This window comes from Sulfurimonas sp. NW7, assembly GCF_051132265.1.
Lineage (GTDB): Bacteria > Campylobacterota > Campylobacteria > Campylobacterales > Sulfurimonadaceae > Sulfurimonas > Sulfurimonas hydrogeniphila.
Genome location: NZ_CP093235.1, coordinates 650,642 through 668,044, shown reverse-complemented (window position 1 = coordinate 668,044; position 17,403 = coordinate 650,642). Strand labels below are relative to the sequence as shown.

14 protein-coding genes, 2 tRNA genes and 1 pseudogene are annotated in these 17,403 nt (G+C 35.2%); 6 read left to right on the top strand and 11 right to left on the bottom strand.

Annotated features, from left to right (window positions below):
• Position 1: 1 nt before the first annotated feature.
• Positions 2–1,468 (top strand): Ppx/GppA phosphatase family protein, encoded by a 1,467-nt coding sequence (locus MLC35_RS03610; protein ID WP_434637850.1) that lies wholly within the window; start codon positions 2–4, stop codon positions 1,466–1,468.
• Here MLC35_RS03610 and bamA read toward each other — a convergent pair.
• Complete coding sequence (gene bamA / locus MLC35_RS03605; RefSeq protein ID WP_434637848.1) at positions 1,465–3,723, bottom strand: outer membrane protein assembly factor BamA; 2,259 nt, start codon at positions 3,721–3,723, stop codon at positions 1,465–1,467. The genes MLC35_RS03610 and bamA overlap by 4 nt on opposite strands.
• Positions 3,724–3,992: 269 nt before the next feature.
• On the opposite strand from bamA, the gene MLC35_RS03600 reads away from it, so the two are divergent.
• Together MLC35_RS03600 and MLC35_RS03595 are read left to right on the top strand one after the other, a co-directional pair.
• Positions 3,993–4,949 carry an NERD domain-containing protein gene (locus tag MLC35_RS03600; RefSeq protein ID WP_434637846.1) on the top strand — a complete coding sequence of 319 codons (957 nt, stop codon included), beginning with the start codon at positions 3,993–3,995 and terminating at the stop codon, positions 4,947–4,949.
• A 577-nt stretch (positions 4,950–5,526) separates the two neighbouring features.
• Entirely contained in the window at positions 5,527–6,357 is an 831-nt protein-coding gene (locus tag MLC35_RS03595) for a prephenate dehydrogenase (RefSeq protein ID WP_151900806.1), read from the top strand.
• Here the strand turns inward: MLC35_RS03595 and MLC35_RS03590 are convergent.
• The 8 genes from MLC35_RS03590 to MLC35_RS03555 form a co-directional block, all read right to left on the bottom strand.
• Positions 6,354–7,790, bottom strand: a complete 1,437-nt coding sequence (locus tag MLC35_RS03590) for a BatD family protein (protein ID WP_151900807.1) — start codon at positions 7,788–7,790, stop codon at positions 6,354–6,356. The genes MLC35_RS03595 and MLC35_RS03590 overlap by 4 nt on opposite strands.
• Positions 7,774–9,729 (bottom strand): VWA domain-containing protein, encoded by a 1,956-nt coding sequence (locus MLC35_RS03585; RefSeq protein ID WP_434637843.1) that lies wholly within the window; start codon positions 9,727–9,729, stop codon positions 7,774–7,776. The genes MLC35_RS03590 and MLC35_RS03585 overlap by 17 nt, the downstream gene beginning before the upstream one ends.
• Complete coding sequence (locus MLC35_RS03580; protein WP_151900809.1) at positions 9,726–10,658, bottom strand: vWA domain-containing protein; 933 nt, start codon at positions 10,656–10,658, stop codon at positions 9,726–9,728. Before MLC35_RS03580 ends, MLC35_RS03585 begins: the two co-directional genes overlap by 4 nt.
• Positions 10,651–11,058, bottom strand: a complete 408-nt coding sequence (locus MLC35_RS03575) for a hypothetical protein (RefSeq protein WP_346389541.1) — start codon at positions 11,056–11,058, stop codon at positions 10,651–10,653. The genes MLC35_RS03580 and MLC35_RS03575 overlap by 8 nt, the downstream gene beginning before the upstream one ends.
• On the bottom strand, positions 11,059–11,889 hold the full coding sequence (locus MLC35_RS03570) for a DUF58 domain-containing protein (protein WP_418641159.1): 831 nt from the start codon (positions 11,887–11,889) through the stop codon (positions 11,059–11,061). It abuts the gene before it with no gap.
• Positions 11,890–11,899: 10 nt separating this feature from the next.
• On the bottom strand, positions 11,900–12,847 hold the full coding sequence (locus MLC35_RS03565) for an AAA family ATPase (RefSeq protein WP_151900811.1): 948 nt from the start codon (positions 12,845–12,847) through the stop codon (positions 11,900–11,902).
• Between the two features lie 70 nt (positions 12,848–12,917).
• Complete coding sequence (locus MLC35_RS03560) at positions 12,918–13,910, bottom strand: LPP20 family lipoprotein (protein WP_434637841.1); 993 nt, start codon at positions 13,908–13,910, stop codon at positions 12,918–12,920.
• On the bottom strand, positions 13,907–14,908 hold the full coding sequence (locus tag MLC35_RS03555; RefSeq protein ID WP_434637839.1) for a CsgG/HfaB family protein: 1,002 nt from the start codon (positions 14,906–14,908) through the stop codon (positions 13,907–13,909). Before MLC35_RS03555 ends, MLC35_RS03560 begins: the two co-directional genes overlap by 4 nt.
• 154 nt (positions 14,909–15,062) lie before the next feature.
• On the opposite strand from MLC35_RS03555, the gene MLC35_RS03550 reads away from it, so the two are divergent.
• A tRNA-Lys gene (locus MLC35_RS03550) sits at positions 15,063–15,138 on the top strand.
• Between the two features lie 98 nt (positions 15,139–15,236).
• Positions 15,237–15,311, top strand: a tRNA-Glu gene (locus MLC35_RS03545).
• Positions 15,312–15,584: 273 nt separating this feature from the next.
• Here the strand turns inward: MLC35_RS03545 and MLC35_RS03540 are convergent.
• A pseudogene (locus MLC35_RS03540) lies at positions 15,585–15,886 on the bottom strand (IS30 family transposase); the annotation flags it as partial.
• Between the two features lie 95 nt (positions 15,887–15,981).
• Entirely contained in the window at positions 15,982–16,242 is a 261-nt protein-coding gene (locus tag MLC35_RS03535) for a helix-turn-helix domain-containing protein (protein WP_434637837.1), read from the bottom strand.
• A 98-nt stretch (positions 16,243–16,340) separates the two neighbouring features.
• Here MLC35_RS03535 and MLC35_RS03530 point away from each other — a divergent pair, with 98 nt between their 5' ends.
• Positions 16,341–17,282 (top strand): hypothetical protein, encoded by a 942-nt coding sequence (locus tag MLC35_RS03530; protein ID WP_434637835.1) that lies wholly within the window; start codon positions 16,341–16,343, stop codon positions 17,280–17,282.
• Positions 17,283–17,403: the final 121 nt, after the last annotated feature.

Sequence of the window (17,403 nt, the reverse complement as noted above, 5' to 3'; positions counted from 1 at the left end):
TTTGGCAAAGCGTGTTGCAATCATAGACATAGGCTCCAATTCAGTGAGAATGGTGATATATGAGAAAGTGTCACGTTTTGCTTTTCATTTGCTTCATGAAGAGAAGTCAAAGGTCAGAATTTCTGAAGATGCCTACAAACACGGAGGAGCTCTGCAAGAGACTCCTATGCAAAGAGCTTTTGATGCACTGAGTGACTTTATACAGATCAGCAACTCTTTTAAGACAAACAAACTCTTTTGTGTTGCAACTTCGGCACTCAGAGATGCCCCCAATAAAAAAGATTTTTTACAAAAAGTAAAAAAAGAACTCAAACTCAATATAAAAATTATCAGTGGCGAAAAAGAAGCGTACTTCGGAGGCATTGCCTGTGCCAATCTTTTGCCAATGCAGGAAAATGCACTCAGCATAGATATAGGAGGCGGTTCTACTGAGCTTGCCTATATAGACAAAAACAATGTCTCCCATCCTCTATCTCTCAAACTTGGAACAGTACGTCTTAAAGAGCTTTATTTTGATGCTGATGACATAGAAGGTGCCATCAGGTATATTGACGAACAACTCCAAATGCTTCCTGCTATGAAAGTTGAAACACTCATCGGAATCGGCGGAACATTTCGGGCAATATCCAGTTCTATCATGAAGAGAGAAACATATCCGCTGAATAAACTTCACGCTTATGAATTTAAGGTCACTCTCTTGCAGGAGTTTATAGAAGAACTGCTCAATGCAAAAAGCAACAAAGAACTCAAAAGCCTTTTTATCAACAGTAACAGATTTGATGTCATTAAACCCGGTACGCTTATTTTACAAAGACTTATCAAAAAGATAAATATCTCAAAAGTAATTACAAGCGGTGTAGGTGTACGAGAGGGTGTATATCTGAGTGATTTGCTAAGGAACTCCAAACATAAATTTCCGCACAATTACAATACCTCCGTGCGCTATATTATAGATTCGCATATAAAAGACAGACAGTTTTCAAATAATTTAAGCTTATTGGCTAAAAAACTCTTTGATTTAACCCATGCATATTTTGGTATAGACTACAAATACAGATACAATCTTGCCTTAGCCGCAAAACTATATCCCGCAGGAAGCAGTGTCCATTTTTATTCCCAAAACAAGCATACCTATTATTTGATAAAAAGTGCCCTGGAGTTTGGTTTCAGACATCACGACATCATGCTCATTGCCACATTGACAAAGTACGCTAAAAACAAACTGCCGTCAAGTACCCATTTGCAACTCTACAAAAAACTTCTTCCCAAAGAACAGATTACGAAAACACTCAGTTTTCTGCTCTCTTTAAGTATAGCACTCTTAAGCCACAGGCCAAGAAACCTGGATTTTGAGTTAGTGTTTGAAAAAAACACATTACATGTAAACTCTTCAAAAAAACTTTATCTCGCCAAAGAAGCCGTACTGAAACTAGAGTGTGAACATAACAGTTTTAGCGTAAAATTCTAAAATCTCTGTCCCATTGTAAACTCAAAGTTTGCAGTCTGGTCGCCATCCTGAGGGTTTATCGGACGGGCAAACATTAGCTGAATCGGGCCGACAGGTGAGAACCACTCCAGTCCAAGCCCGTATCCGGCTCTTGAAATATTGTTGGTTAGTAAATTATCTGTTACATTATCCGAAATCATTCCCCAGTCTACAAAAGCCACTATACGCATTTTTGCTTTTGGTATCAAAGGCATACTCAATTCTATATTATTTGAAAAAGTTTGTGTTCCGCCTATTCTTCTTATTCCATCTGTTGCATTGGCATCTGCTACGGTTGGAGAAAGTGAATATGCCTGATAGCCTCGCACGCTTCCAATCCCGCCCATATAAAATTTTTCTGCGACTGGTATATATCCGTTATCTATAAGGACATAAAATCTTGCTTTATATCTAAAAATAGCATCAAATCCCAAAATATGTTCCAAACCGTAATACTTGGAAAAGTTGGTTCTTGTTTTTATAAAGTCTGCCGTTCCTCCTAATCCTGACTTTTCAATACTTTGAGAAAGTGTAAAACCTTTACGAGGTAAATAAAAATCATCGGTATTATCCCATTTTACACTAACCGTTACACTACTTTTTGTATATGATTCAAAAGCATTTATATCATATGCACTCGCATTAAAATCGTTTCCAAAAGTGTAACTGTTACTAGAAAAAGCGTACCCAAGATAGCCATTAATATAACGTGTAAAACGATGTCCAATTCCCATTGCCAGACCATCACTTAAGACAGAGTAGTCTATATAATCAGTAGCAGAATGATAAATGGAAAAATTTCCACTGAAATCACTGTCATTAAGACGAGGATTTGAAATATTAAAAGAGTAGTTTTGCGTCGTTTCAGATTTTTCAGCCTTTACTCCGACATTAATCCCAGAACCCCAAATGTTTCTGTCATTCACACCTATACTTAGCAAAATACCGCCATAGCTTCCATAGCCGCCTCCCAGCTGAATATTGCCCGTGGGAGCTTCTTTGACTTTAACAATCAAATCCATAGTCTTGTTATCAATTCTTTTTTCCTCAATTGTATTGCCATCAAAAAACCCAAGCCTTCCAAGTGCTGCACGAGAATCTGTCAAATCCGTCAATGAATACATATCATTCGGTCCCAAATACAACTCTCGGCGAATAATCCTGTCAAGTGTTCTGTTATTACCTGAAATCAATACATTTCTGATTCTTACTTTCTCGCCGGGCATAACTTTGAACACTACTTCGACTGTATGGTTTTCTTTGTCTTTTTTCAAGTCAGGCACTACCTGAACAAAAGCATAACCCAAATCTGCAACAAGTGTTTTAATCTTTTTTGAGTCCTCTCTAAAAGTTTTGATATTGAAAGTTTCATCTTTTTTCAGCGAGATGGCATCTCGTAATTTTGCATCATCTGCAACATGGACAAGTTGATTGACAGAAATTTTGCTTATTTTATATGGTTTGCCTTCTGAAATCAGATAACTCATATCAGCACTGTAGTTGTCAAAATCAACCCGCACAAAAGGTTCATCTACTTTCGCATCCAGATACCCGTACTGCATATAATAGTCACGTATTCTCAGGTTATCGTATTCCAAATCTCTCAGACTCATTTTACCGTCATTCTGTCCCCAGAACCAGCCCATGAATTCTTGCTCTTTATTGGCTATAACATCATCAAAATCATCCGGATCCAAGCCGTATACACCACTGTATTGTAATTTTTTGATAATAATTTCTTCGCCTTCGTTCACAACAAAAGTAACTTTTACACTTCCGTTTTCCAAATATGTCGTTTCAACTTCTACGACACTGTCAATTTTACCTTCTTGTGAAATTGCGTCAATGATTCTTTTTTTAGCAGCTTCAATTTTCTTTTCATCATATAACGACCCTTTTTTGATTTGAATGACAGACTCTTTGACTTCATCATCATCTTCTTTCCAGCCCTTGAGTTCCACCTTGGAGATAATTGCTTTTTCTTTAAAATAAAAAGTCAGTTTTCCCTTTTCATCAAATTCTGTCCAGATATCATTAAAATAGCCTTGATCAAAATATTTTTTAATCGCTTTGTCAACCATCTCTTTGTCTATGTCATCACCTTCGCCAAATCCTAAAATTCTCAAGGCAACCGGCTTGGAAAGGTGGATTAATCCATTATAATCAATAGTTTTCACTACACGCGCATATATATTAGTTGTCAATACAACCAGCAAAAAAGACAAAAGTATTTTCATTCATATTCCATTTAAAAAATTAGTAAAGATTTTACCCATTATGTGGTTAATATTAAGTAAAACGAAACTGAAATTAGTGCATTTGTAATGCAAATGTAACCAGTAAATAGCGTCTCTATAAACAAGCTTTCTCTTAAAATTTTGCAATTTTCTTGTAAAAAAATGATACAAAAAAAGTACAAAATTTATATTCTACTATTACGACCTTCTTGATACAAATATAATTAGATATAATTCAATCAACAATTAAACAGGATAATAATTACATTATGATATTGAAAGAATTTGATTCAAAGCCAAAATCAATAAAAGCACTTAAATTATTATTAAATCAAAGTACAAGCGAAAAACAAAAAATTCTTATAAAACAAGACTTATTAGCTTTAAAAAATGGCTATGAAGCAGAAAAACAAAATGCCTACTATATAGATTTTTATCTAAAAGACAGTAAACATATAATTGTGTTGCATGATTTAAGAATTGAGTATAACGGAGAAAGTGCACAAATTGACCATATGCTTATTACACGCTTTGGTATTGAGTTAATAGAAAGTAAAAGTTTTAGTGGTGAAGTAACTATAAATGACGACAACTCTATCAATGTAAAATATAATAATAAAATTAAAAGCTTTCCAAACCCAATAGAGCAAAGTAAAAGGCATGCAAAATTACTCGGTGATTTTATAAATAATAATTTCGACATTGGAAAGCGCATCAAAGTATTAGGTGGATTCCCTATTCTAAGTAATGCAGTTTTATTAAATCCAAATACATATATAACAAACAAAACACTACCAAAAAAATTTTATAGAGCAGACTCTTATATCAATACCCGAAGAGATGAAATCGATAATATAAGCACACTACAAGCCTTTAAAAGTGCATCAAAGATGGTTACTATTGAAAAAGCTCAAGAACTAGCAAAATTTTTAATTGCACACCATTCCCCTGTTGTTTTTGAGTATGAGAAAAAATATAAAATTGCTAAACCAAAAGAGAATATACAAAAGGAAGCAATAGATATAATTATCGAAAAAGATAGCGACAGTAAAAAAACTGAAAAATTATCGGTTGGTAGTTCATGTCCATTTTGCAATCAACCATTAGTTTTAAGAAATGCAAATAAAAACACTCCTTTCCTAGGCTGTAGTACTTATCCTAAATGTCATTTTACAAGAAGAATCACTAAAAAGGATGCACAACTAATATTAAACGGTTTCTGCTAAAATCAACTCTCAATAATCTTAATTATACCCCCCCTCAATAAATAAACTCAATAAACTTAATATAGTCAATTTTATGTACCTTTTATGAATAACATTATTTTGCTTTAATTATTTAAAGATTACATTTTACCTTTGCGTTTGATACCTGAATATTTAAGACAGGAATTCAGCAAAGTGCTAATTGACCAGTTAGAAGACAAATAACACATGGCTTTAAAAAGTATTACTTAAGTGGATACAAGCATCAATGACCTTCCAAACTTCATTGCGAAGATAATCAAAGCTAAATTCAAGGAAGGTAATGGTGCTGAAACTTTAAAATATTGAGTTATTACGAAATAATATTTCTAACTTTTTAAGCCCGTAATATAGGGATATAAATTTGTATATTATTTTATTTCATAATAACTTTATCAATAACATACAGAAGTTTCTTGTTAACATTGCTAGTCTGAATCAAAATTTTTCTAGGTTCACAAACTTTAAAACTTATCATCAGTACCATAGATTTATCTGATTTTAGCAAAATTATCAACTAAACTGAGTATAATTTTACAAATTAACAGAAAGAACAAATATGAATATAGCAATTATTGGATTAGGTTTGATGGGAGGTTCCCTTGCCCTTTCATTAAAAAAACAAAATTATGTTGACTCTATTGTAGGTTATGATCATAATCAAAAGCATACACAGGATGCCCTTTGCCTTGGACTGGTAGACAAAATAGTCTCTTTTGAAGAGGTGAAGAAGTGTGATGTTATTTTTCTTGCCATTCCTGTCAACGGTGTAATTAAAATATTAAAAGAACTGACGGATGTCGGGCCAGATACCACCATTATCGACCTGGGAAGCACAAAAGAAAAAATTGTAGCCTCTGTCCCGCCGCAGATACGCAAAAACTTTGTAGCCGCACACCCTATGACCGGAACAGAAAACTTTGGCCCGCATGCCGCGGTTGAAAATCTTTACTACGACAAGGTTGTTGTATTGTGCGATCTTGAAGAGAGTGGAGAACTGCAGACAAAGGTTGCCAAAAAAATATTTAAATCGCTGCATATGAAAAAACATTTTATGAAGTCTCAGGAGCATGACCGTCATGCCGCTTTTATTTCACATATGCCCCATGCCATCTCTTATTCTATTGCCAACACTGTGTTAAAGCAGGAAAACAAGCACACAATTTTAGCCTTGGCTGCAGGTGGGTTTCGTTCCATGAGTCGTCTGGCAAAGAGTTCTCCCTATATGTGGGAAGATATTTTCAGACAGAACAAAGAGAATCTGCTTGAAGCTATAGAACTTTTTGAAACAGAGCTTACAAATCTCAAACAAAACATTCAAAACGAAGAGTGGGACAAAGTCCATCAAGAGATGGCCAATGCCAACAAACTGCATGATATCCTGGATTAGGATATATCATATTTTTTCAGCAGTTCTTTTACAAGCTTTTTATCTATCTTCTCTTTTTTTGAAGAGTAAAGATTAGCTTCCAAAATATCTACAACTTTTTTCACTTCCTTATCTTTGTCTTTATACGGCAACAGTTTTATAAGCAACAGCTTTTCATCATTGAGATTCAATACTCTTTCTTTTTTCAAAAATTTCACCGGTTTTGCAAATATCATAATCAATATTCCAATGATAACTCCTGCAACAAAAGCTATACCTATAGAAAGTTTGTCATAGACTTTTGCTCTGTCCTTTACATGTAAAGGCTGTTCAGGAGTTTGAACAGACTCTTCTCTTTGTATTTTCAATGCTGTTTTTTTCACCGCACCGTTTACTTTGATATGAATGGGCTGTGTAGAGATTTTTTCTACCCGTTTTGTTTTAAGATTGTAAAATGCCAGTGAAAAAGGCGGAATTGTGAAATCTTTATCTGAAACAAAGGCTAACTTTTGTGTCAGAGTATTGCCTTTGATATTTATTTTTTCATCAAAAACATTTACACCCGGTATATAGGGTTTAAAACTCTTAATATCTTCCAAATTACCTTCACCTGTCACTTTGACGGTAACATTCACTGCTTCATTAGGATTAATCTCCAATTTGTCGGCAGTCGCTTCAATTGTAAAGTTACCGACTATTTTTGCATTATTAGGCAAAGGCTTTACATGTAACTCCACCGGATTTGAAAAATAGCTCTTCCATTTTATCTGAGGCATAAAACCTCCCCAGACATCCCTTGAAGAAATTCTTGTCGCAATTTTAAGCTGTGCCGGTTTAATTGTAAGATTTCCTTCTCTTTGCGGAGCCAGTCTGTAGCTTGCTTTTGTGATGACATACCCGTCTTTTTGAGTTCTTGTTGCCTGTGATTCGCCTTTGATCCAGAAGCCTTTAAAATCCGGCGCTATAAATTTACTGTCAACGGCTTCGGCATCTTCTTTTTGTTTCAGCACCAGATTGAGCGTAAACGGTTCCCCCACAAACAACTCTGTTTTTGAGGGAATCAAATTCAGTACAAAATCGGCATTTTTATCCTGTACTGCCGGTTTTACCGTTACTTTTACACTGTTGGATTGCTCTGTTTTTCCATCTACTTCAACACTCACCGGTGAAATCACACAGCTTTTTTGCGGCATAAACTGATAACTCAGTACATAGCTTTTTTTATAATCATTGTTTATCATCTCAATACTTGTCTGAGAACTTGTCCCCAATACATTGCTGCCGCATATTGTACTGATAAGCGGTTTATTGACTTCACCGCCTGTAATTGTCAGGGTATAGGTTGCGACTTCTCCGCTGACAACGCTTTTAGGATATACCTTTGCCACAACCTTTGCATATCCTGCCGTTGCAAGCAGGCTAAAAATTATTATTATTTTACCAAGGTTTTTCATTACTGTTTTCCTTCTTCTTGTTACTTTGGTTTAATCTGTATAAATACGTACTTTGTTCATTATTAAGGCTTTTAAGCCATTTTGCCTCTTCTGCATCACTCATCCTGTTTTTCATTTTTTCTGCCTGTGCAGCTGATGCGGAAGCAGACTTCTTTTTGTCTTTTTTCTGTTTTTTCTCCGCACTCTTTTGCTGAGATTTTTGCTGCTGTTCTTTTTTCTTTTGCTCTTTTTGTTTCTGATTTTTTTGTTGTTCGCCATTCTTTTCTTGCTGCTTTTTCTCTTCTTCGCTCGGCTTTTGAGATTTTCTCTGCTCACTCTTTTTGTCTTTTTTGCCTTTGGAGTTTTTGGAATCTTGCTTGTTGTTTTGCTGCTGATTGTTCTTTTGGTTGTTCTTATCCTGCTTTTTTTCGTTCTTTTTGTTATCTTTATTCTGCTGGTTCTGCTGTTTTTTTTGATTCTTCTGCTGCTGTTTTTTCTGATTTTTGTTTTTCTGATTTTTGTTCTTCTGATTTTTGTTTTGCTGCTGTTGTTTCTTCTGCTCTTTGTTCTTTAAGGCTTTTTTTACGGCTTCTAGGTTTTCTCTTGTATCTTTGTCTTCATGAAGTTTTAAAGATTTTTCATAAGATTCTATCGCCTTTTTCAAATTTGCTTCATTACCCATTTTTGCATAGGCATTCCCCATATTTGAAAAATTTTTCGCACGTGCAGCTTTGTCATCAAAAGTTGCTTTTTCATAATTTCGAACCGCTTCTTTGTACTTTCCTGCCTTGTACAGGGCATTGGCTGCATTATAGTAACTTTCACTGCGGTTGCTCTTTTTTGCATAACTGTCATATATTTTTGCCGATTTTTCATACTCTTTGTGTTTGTAGGCATTTTTTGCCTCATCCAGATGCATAAAGTCCAGCAATCCCGCATATGACGGAGCAGGATTTCCGAGCAAAATGGCTAAAACAAACAATCCCGGCACCTCGACTTTTACCCGTTTACTCATAGAAGATGTCGCTATAAGCAGTAGCAGAAGTGCCAGTCCCAAAGGATAATAAAACAATGGTATATATTTTTCAATCTGCTCGGATTTGAGCTCTTTTTTCTTACTGTGACGCTCAATCTCTTTAAGCATTGCTTTGACATCGGCATCAGAATTGACACTTTCAATATAAACACCACCTGTTTTTGTTGCCAAGTCTGCAATTTTATCATTGAGTTTTGAAACAATGATTTTTCCGTTTTGTTTGATGAACTCTCCATTTTCAAGCTTTATCGGTGCTCCCTGCGGTGTGCCTACACCAAGCACAAATACCGCTATGTCATGCTTTTTTGCAAAAGCAGTCTCTTGAGAAAAATCTTTTTTGTCTCCGCCGTCACTCAATATCAGCAAATATTTTTTTGCATCTTTTTTTATACTTTTATCGACAACCTGCAGCATCGACATAAAGTCTGTGCCCTGCTCTGTTATAGAATTCGTGTTAAGTTTTTTCAGTAAAAAAGCAACAGCTTCATGATCAAAACTCAAGGGCGACACCAGATAGGAATTTTTTGCAAATGCAATCACACCGATGCGCTCATTTGGTGCCAGACGCAAGAGTTCAAGAGCCTTTTGTTTTGCCAGTTTTAATCTGTTTGGATAAACATCTTCTGCCAACATAGAATCTGATATATCCAAAGCTATCATAATATCAGCACTCTTAGCCGTCACTTCAATCTTTCCGTCTTTGATGACAGGACCTGCCAAAGCAAGTGTCATCAATACAGCAATCAGAAAAAAGAGTGCATTTCTTGCTTTGAGTGTCAAAGTGTTTGAAGAGACTCTGAGTCTTTGCATCACCTCGCTTGAAAAAAATGTTGCATGCGATTCTTTTTGTGTAAGCAACAATCCAAAGAGTATAACAATTAACGGTAACATATAGTAAAGAAATTCCGGATGTAAAAAACTCATATTACACTCCCTCTTTTATTTCGTAAATAGACATAAAGCAGCAGAGACAACAATGCTATAAACAGCGGATAAAAATAGTAATAGTTTTTATAGGAAAATGTTTCATTTTTTATCTCTGATTTTTCCAGTGCATCAATTTTTTCATAGACCTCTTTAAGCTGTGAGGCATTTGCAGCACCAAAGGCAACACCGCCTGTCTCTTTTGCAATTTTCATAAGCACGGCTCTGTTGTACTCATCAGGAGCGCCTATCCCTATCGGATAAACTTTTACCCCCTCTTTTTTGGCAATATCCAGTGCCACATCCAAAGGAATTTTATCCACTCCGGCTGTGGAGTAGCCGTCTGTAAGCAAAATAGCCACTTTTGATTTTGCCTTGCTCATTTTTAACAGGTTCACTCCCTGTGCCAATGCTTCATACAGGGCTGTATATTTTCCCGCCATTCCTACTTCAAGCTGAGCAACAATGCGGGACAGTATATGCTTGTCATATGTCAACGGTGAAGCGATAAAAGAGTAGGAACCAAAAACGACAAGTCCCATATTGTCATTTTCTCTTTTGTTTATAAAATCCCGTACAATTGATTTCACAACATCAAAGCGTGATGCAGCGGGGTTGAGCGGGTCAAATCCACGCTCTTTCATAGAACCCGAAGCATCCAGAATAAGGGCTATCTCATGCCCGTGTTTTGGCTTCAACTCATACGGTTCGTCTTTTACCGGCGACATAAGTGCCAAAATCATCATAACAATTGTGAGCCATTTTAAAAAGAAAAGCAGTTTTGATGCAGAAACATTGCTCTTCATAAACTGTGAAGCATGCGGAAAGTAAATTGAAGGCAGCTTCATTTTGCAAAGTGTTTCACATGCTATAAAAAAGAATATAACAAACAGTAATTTTGGAAATTCGAAATATATGCCGTCAAACATCTATCATTCCCTTATATAACTCTATTACATGTAAAGTATCTGTATCAAAATTTTCTACATTTTTTTTATATTTGTATTTTTGGAGTATTTGCAACATATTTTCATAGGCTTTTAAATGACGTTCACTGTCATCTTTAAAAGTTGCTCCGTAAAATGTCAAATCATATGCCGCTTTTTTCGGATTTGAATAGTCTACCGAAAATAGCCTCTTGTAATGCTCTGCTCTTTTGTTGTATTTTTTTCTGTTTTGCATCCATTTGTATGCCAAATATATAAAACCCGAAAGTATCAGAACAACTAAAAGGCTCACTCCGATAAGATAATATAAAGAGTACTCATGTATCTCTATAAGCGGCTTAATATCATGCAAAGGAATTTCATTTTGTTGTAGGTTTTGCATCTATCTGCCCTCAAATAATCGTCGTAAGGAAACACCGGTTTTTCCGTCTGTATAAACTTTTGTAAATCGAATCTGGTGTTTTCTGAATGTTGCATAAAGTTTTCTGTCATGCACTAAAACTTTTTTCGCATACTCTTTGACTGTTTGTGCATTAAAATCACCTTCTAAAACAGCACCGCTCTCAGGATCCACCAAAGAGGTAAAACCCATCTCCGGCGGTCTCTCTTCAAGTCTGTCACGTACAATAACAGCCACTACTTCATGTTTTTTTGCCAATACTTTAAAATCAGGGATTTCAAAAAAATCTCCGACAATGACAATCAAAGATTTTCTTTTGAGCCTTTTAAACAGAGTATCTGCCAAAACTTTATAGTCTGCTTTTTTGTTCAAAGGATCAAAATCCAAAATTTCATTCGTACTTTTATGGACCTGAAAAAGCTTTTTACTCGGTTTTAAAAAAGATTCCAGCTTATCACTGAAGATGTAGGAACTCAGCAAATCACCGTTTTTTATCGTCGAAAAGCTCAGCATGGCTGTAATTTCTGCAATAACATCCTGTTTAAACCGTTTGGAGCCAAAATAGACACTGCCGTTGAGCATTGATGCCACGACTACATTCAACTCTCTTTCTTCACGAAATATTTTAATATAAGGCTTTTGCAGTTTTGCCGTGATATTCCAGTCAATATGTCGAATGTCGTCACCGGGCATATATTCACGCAATTCTATAAAGTCATAGCCCTCGCCTTGAAAAATAGACGGATTGTTTCCAACCATCTCACTAAAAACCTGACGGCGGGCCCGTACAAGTATTTTTTGTAGTTTGCTCATTATGGCGACCTTATGGTATCGCTACAGTTTCAAGCACTTTTTGAATGATTTCATCTGTCGTGATACCTTCAGCCTCAGCCTCGTATGTAAGTACAATACGGTGACGCATCAACTCTTTTACAATATAAGCAACATCAACAGGAGTAACAAAGTCTTTGCCACGCATAAATGCCATCGCCTTCACGGCTTTGAACATGTCTATACTCACACGGGGAGAAGCTCCGAACTGAATGTACTCTTTGACCTCTTCGAGTCCGTACTCTTCAGGATGTCTTGTTGCATTGACGAGTTCTATCATGTACTCTTCCACTTCTTCGTCTACATGTATATCGCGTACAACTTTTTTCAGCTCTTCAAGTTCGCTTTTATTCAAAACCGGATTGATTGTCTCAAAATTTCCGCTTGAAATTCTTCTTGCGATTTCAAGCTCTTCTTTTTTTGTGTTGTATCCGACGACAAGTTTAAGCATAAATCTGTCAAGCTGCGCTTCAGGGAGCTGATAGACGCCCTCTTGTTCTACCGGGTTTTGTGTTGCCATGACAAAAAACGGCAGATCAAGTTTAAATGTCGTATCACCGATTGTCACCTGCTTTTCCTGCATCACTTCAAGCAAAGCAGACTGCACTTTTGCCGGAGCACGGTTAATTTCATCCGCAAGCAAAAGATTCGTAAAAATCGGACCTTTTTTGATTTTAAACTGATTGTTCTGCGGGTCGTATATTTCAGCCCCCAAAATATCCGAAGGGAGTAAATCCGGTGTGAACTGTGCCCGCTTAAAGTCAAGCCCCAGAGCTTTTGAAAGTGCATTGACCGTTGTTGTTTTTGCCAGTCCAGGAACACCTTCTATAAGGATATGCCCTTCACACAACAGTGCAATCAGCAGAGAATCTATCATCTTTTCCTGCCCGACAACTACTTTTGCAACTTCTTTTTTTACCTCTTGTATTTTATTAATCATTTTTATACCTCAGTTATTACTATTTCTTTTTATTATTATTGCAAGTATATTCCCAAGAAGTAAACGGTTACTAAATACCAATATTTAACACTTTTGAAATGCCCTCTTTTTGTATGAGCGAATGAAGCTTTTTGACAAGATTCTGCCTGGCTATTTCATAGCCCTGGGAAGACTGTCCGGTTACATGTATGACATTTTCTCCTAACACTTCCCCTTTATAGTTTTTCGTTACAAAAGATATTTCACTGCGGGCAAGCGTAAAACCGTACGCGCTTGCCTTTTTGATTTTTGCATGAATAAAAACAGTATAGTGCATGTTTGATTTCACATTTTTTATGATAAACTTTTGTTTGGTCAGGGCACTTCTGAGTGGTTCAGCCAGACTTTTCACATTGGAATTTACCCAAAAGCTGATATGTTTTAGAAGATAATCATACTCTTCATTTACTTTACTCATCCATGCTATGTATTTTGTCTCGTCAAAGCCTTTATGCAGCACTTTCATCACTATCAGAGCATTCTGTATATATGTAAATGATTTTTTCATCTTTTTATAATATGCCAAGCGTTTGAGTGCATCACATTTTTGTAAATTTTTGACTTTGCTCCTGTATATTTTCAGTTTTTGGTCCAGTTCATTTTTTAAGCCTTGAAACAACTTTTGTTTATTGACCTTTATAAGCACCGCATATCTTTTAAAGCCGAGTTTTTTTGTATGGAGTATTTCATATTCGCTGATTTTTATTTTTTCAACACTGCTTTGTGTTTCATTGATGTATGTTGCCTCGGAGCTGTTGACACTTCCCTCTTTTACAACTGTTTTTGCACGAAAATTTGATGAAACCGCTACATGTAATGTCGAGGCTAAAAGACTCAAGGCATTCGTAATGGCATCTTGCTGGTTTTCACCTTCCCCCAGTGCATAAAGCGTAGAACTGTCAGACTGTGGAGGTTGCATATACCATGACGGAAGCTCTTTTTTTGCAACAACAACTCTTTGCTTTGCAGCACAACCGCCTAAAAGCAGCCCTGTAATAAGAAAGAGTAGGCTTAATTTGTTCATCTGTTTAACTGCTCAAGTGTTTTTTTTCTTTTGGAGATAAGAGAGTTGATACGGACAACAGCCTCATTAATCTCCTCAACCGGCTCTATCATCAAATCGTCCGCATATTCATAGTACTCTTTCGCCTCTTCATATTTCCCCTGTGCCTCTTTTATCACACCCAAATCGTAAAATGCCACATAACTTTTCATATTTGTCGCATCAATCAACTCTTTCAAAAATTTTTCTGCTTTGTCATAACGCCTCTGCTCAATATATTTTAAAGAGATTTTCAAAAGTTTCTCTTGTTCATCTGTATAATCCAAATCAGGATCCTCAAGTAATTTTACATGAAATTTTCTGTAATGCGGAGTCAGCTTATAAATAAATGTATCTGCTATATCATCGGCAAGCTTTTGCGCCACCATCATTTTTGACGGGATCGCCCGCGAATCATCAGCACAGTGCTTAAATGAACTTGTTCTGCCTAAAGTATCAGCATAAATGATATCGCCTTTGGCAACATCCACTATTCTTACTTCTGCAGAAAGTCCTATAAGCCGTTTCATACAGCGCACACGGTATGTTTCGAGTTCTGTACATTTTCTATTTGCACAACGGACACGAGCCTCATAAAAATAACTGTCTTCTTTGGTAACAGGGCTTACATTTCCAGAAATTATAGCCTGCGCGCCTATCAGTTCTCCAACCTGGACAATCTTTTCATCATTGACAAGACCACTGTTTTGCAGTTTTTGCTCTGCTATAACTTTATTTATATCGTTTCTGCTGACAACAGTAAAATATTTTTTATTGTTTATCTCAAAATTAGAAAGCTTTGCCTCTATTTTTCTCGAAAGTCCTACTCTGTCATGTGTGAAATCTGTCACTGCTATTACTTTTGTTTGCGATATTCTGTCAATTTGTGCAGGCTCAAGTGCCTGTACAGTCACTTTCTGAGAACATCCGCTCATAAAAACAATAAAAAAAGCCATTAGTATATTTGTAATATTTTTCATAAAACTCCTCTTCGTGAAACGATTGTAGTTAAAAAGCATTTAATTGTAAATAAATCTATGCTTTCTTATAAAATTTATAAATTTTCACTCTTTTTTCTTGACATATCAATTGTATTTGTCTATAATTTCGACCTCTTAACAATAAGAGGCAAGAGTCCTGTTAGCTCAGCTGGTAGAGCACGTCACTTTTAATGATGTGGCCGATGGTTCGAATCCATCACAGGACACCATTTTTTTGTTATTTGCACCTCAGATTAAAGTTCACGTACCTTATGTACGATTCACTTTAAACTTCGGCACAACTAATCAAAAAACAACTACAAAAAGTGGCCCCGTCGTCTAGCGGTTAGGATCCATGGTTTTCATCCATGTTACAGGAGTTCGATTCTCCTCGGGGTCACCAACTTTACTCACTTTCAAACAATCATTAGAACGCCAATTCTAATATCAAGTGCAATTTCCACCTAATTTAACTAGCTAACTTTTTACTCATTTCACTAAAAAACACCTCTGATGTGTCAACCCTATTTCATACTTATTGATAATTTGCTATACTCTCACGCAATCATTATAAAGAGAGATAGCATTGGGTTCAAAGAACAGAATATTTTTAGGCATGCTTACAGCAATTATTTTACATCGCCAATTCTAATATCAAGTGCAATTTCCACCTAATTTAACTAGCTAACTTTTTACTCATTTCACTAAAAAACACCTCATATGGAGTTTTATATCCAAGGATTTTCTAGGTCGATTGTTAAGTCTGTTCTGAATCATAATGATTTCATCCTTTGAGACATTTAAAAAGGTGCTTTTCTTGGGTAAATACTGCCTGATTAATCCGTTAGTATGCTCATTCAATCCTCTTTCCCAGGAGTGATATGGATTAGCAAAGTAAAAATCTGTGTTCAGTGCAGCTGCTACTTGTTTATGATATGCGAATTCCTTGCCGTTGTCACTTGTAATTGTATGAGTGATCTTTTATCTTAGAATTGCTAAATGTTCTGAGTATGAATAAGGGTAACCCACCCACATCAGTATGAAATTAGTTTAGTTTTAGGTATTGATAATAATTATAAGTTTTTAGTTTCAAGCAGGTCACAAAGATTGCATTCTAAAATATAAGAAATTTTATAGAGATGCTCGATATTAAAGTGTTGCTTTTTGAGATAAAGTTCTGCCTGAGAGACAAGACCGACGGACTTATGACCAAGTGCGTGAGCCAATGCTAATTGCGTGAGACCTTTTAACTCTCGTTGCTTTTTAACATTGATGCCGATTTGTTTATAGAAGTTATCTATTGTTTCAGATGGTAGCTCATCAGCATTTCTCAACTGTTCATGCCTAGTTTTTAAGATTAACTGAATGATATGATGTTATAGTATTTCTAGCAACTAGTGTTTACTAGTTAATCTATCAAAAAAGAGTTAAAATGAAAAAAAGAGTATTACTTGCATTAATAGTGCTGGGTATTGTAGTGTTTAGTAATGGTTGTGGAGGTGCAAATCCTAGAGTTGTAGAAAAAACACCTGTATCAGTTTATAAAGCTACGATAAATGTCGTTGATTCTAATAGTAAGCCGTTGAACAATGTAAAATTAGATTACATAATCAAAGATTCGATATCTAATGCAAAAATGGAAAAAACCATAATATTTTCAAAAAATTATACTATTAAACCAAAAATAAATTCTTATAATAGAAAATGGGTAATTGGAGATAAACAGTACTCTACATGGGTATGTGATGCTGAAATAAAATTTTCAGTCTCTAAAAAAGGATATTATCCTAAACAATCTAATTTTTTATATCATACTGGTGAATATCCATGTTCATATGATGAAGATCACATAACAATCATTTTAAATCAGCCAAGTGATTATCTAAATCAGATTTTTTATAAAAGCCTTAATAATGAAAAGTTGAAAAATAGTATTTTAAAATATGTAAATTCTATAGTAATAGAAGGTTATTTAGCAGATTCAGTTTTAGAATATGGCTCAATTAATAAAATTTCGTTTAAGCATAAAAATTATTTACAAATGAAATTTAAAAATGCAACCGTATATAATTCATTAAAATTAAATAAATATGATATTGGTAAAAAATTATTTGATAAGTTAGTGAGAAAAATTTTAAATCCTTTAAATGTGTTAGATAGTAATCACCTTCTTTATGGCTATGATATAATTGTTATTGGTTACACTAAGAACTTTATTAATGACGATGATTCAGATCATTCGATTGAATATCATTTTATGATACCCGCAGATATTGTAAAAAAATATAAAAACAAAGATATCACTGGACAACAGTTATTAGATTCTTCAATTATTTTAATAGATAATGAAAGAGTATCATTAAAGTTACAATGACAAACTAATCTTTATAGAGCAAATGAAAGATTTAGACTCAAAAGCAATAAACCTTTTTGTGTAATGAGTCTCAAAGAGGCTCTACACTTTTACTCTTTACTAATCTTCACCTCAAATCCAG

Coding starts and splice junctions, on each gene's coding strand:
- bamA (WP_434637848.1), bottom strand. CDS start 3,723: ATGAAAATACTTTTGTCTTTTTTGCTGGTTGTATTGACAACTAATATA.
- MLC35_RS03600 (WP_434637846.1), top strand. CDS start 3,993: ATGATATTGAAAGAATTTGATTCAAAGCCAAAATCAATAAAAGCACTT.
- MLC35_RS03595 (WP_151900806.1), top strand. CDS start 5,527: ATGAATATAGCAATTATTGGATTAGGTTTGATGGGAGGTTCCCTTGCC.
- MLC35_RS03590 (WP_151900807.1), bottom strand. CDS start 7,790: ATGAAAAACCTTGGTAAAATAATAATAATTTTTAGCCTGCTTGCAACG.
- MLC35_RS03585 (WP_434637843.1), bottom strand. CDS start 9,729: ATGAGTTTTTTACATCCGGAATTTCTTTACTATATGTTACCGTTAATT.
- MLC35_RS03580 (WP_151900809.1), bottom strand. CDS start 10,658: ATGTTTGACGGCATATATTTCGAATTTCCAAAATTACTGTTTGTTATA.
- MLC35_RS03575 (WP_346389541.1), bottom strand. CDS start 11,058: ATGCAAAACCTACAACAAAATGAAATTCCTTTGCATGATATTAAGCCG.
- MLC35_RS03570 (WP_418641159.1), bottom strand. CDS start 11,889: ATGAGCAAACTACAAAAAATACTTGTACGGGCCCGCCGTCAGGTTTTT.
- MLC35_RS03565 (WP_151900811.1), bottom strand. CDS start 12,847: ATGATTAATAAAATACAAGAGGTAAAAAAAGAAGTTGCAAAAGTAGTT.
- MLC35_RS03560 (WP_434637841.1), bottom strand. CDS start 13,910: ATGAACAAATTAAGCCTACTCTTTCTTATTACAGGGCTGCTTTTAGGC.
- MLC35_RS03555 (WP_434637839.1), bottom strand. CDS start 14,908: ATGAAAAATATTACAAATATACTAATGGCTTTTTTTATTGTTTTTATG.
- MLC35_RS03530 (WP_434637835.1), top strand. CDS start 16,341: ATGAAAAAAAGAGTATTACTTGCATTAATAGTGCTGGGTATTGTAGTG.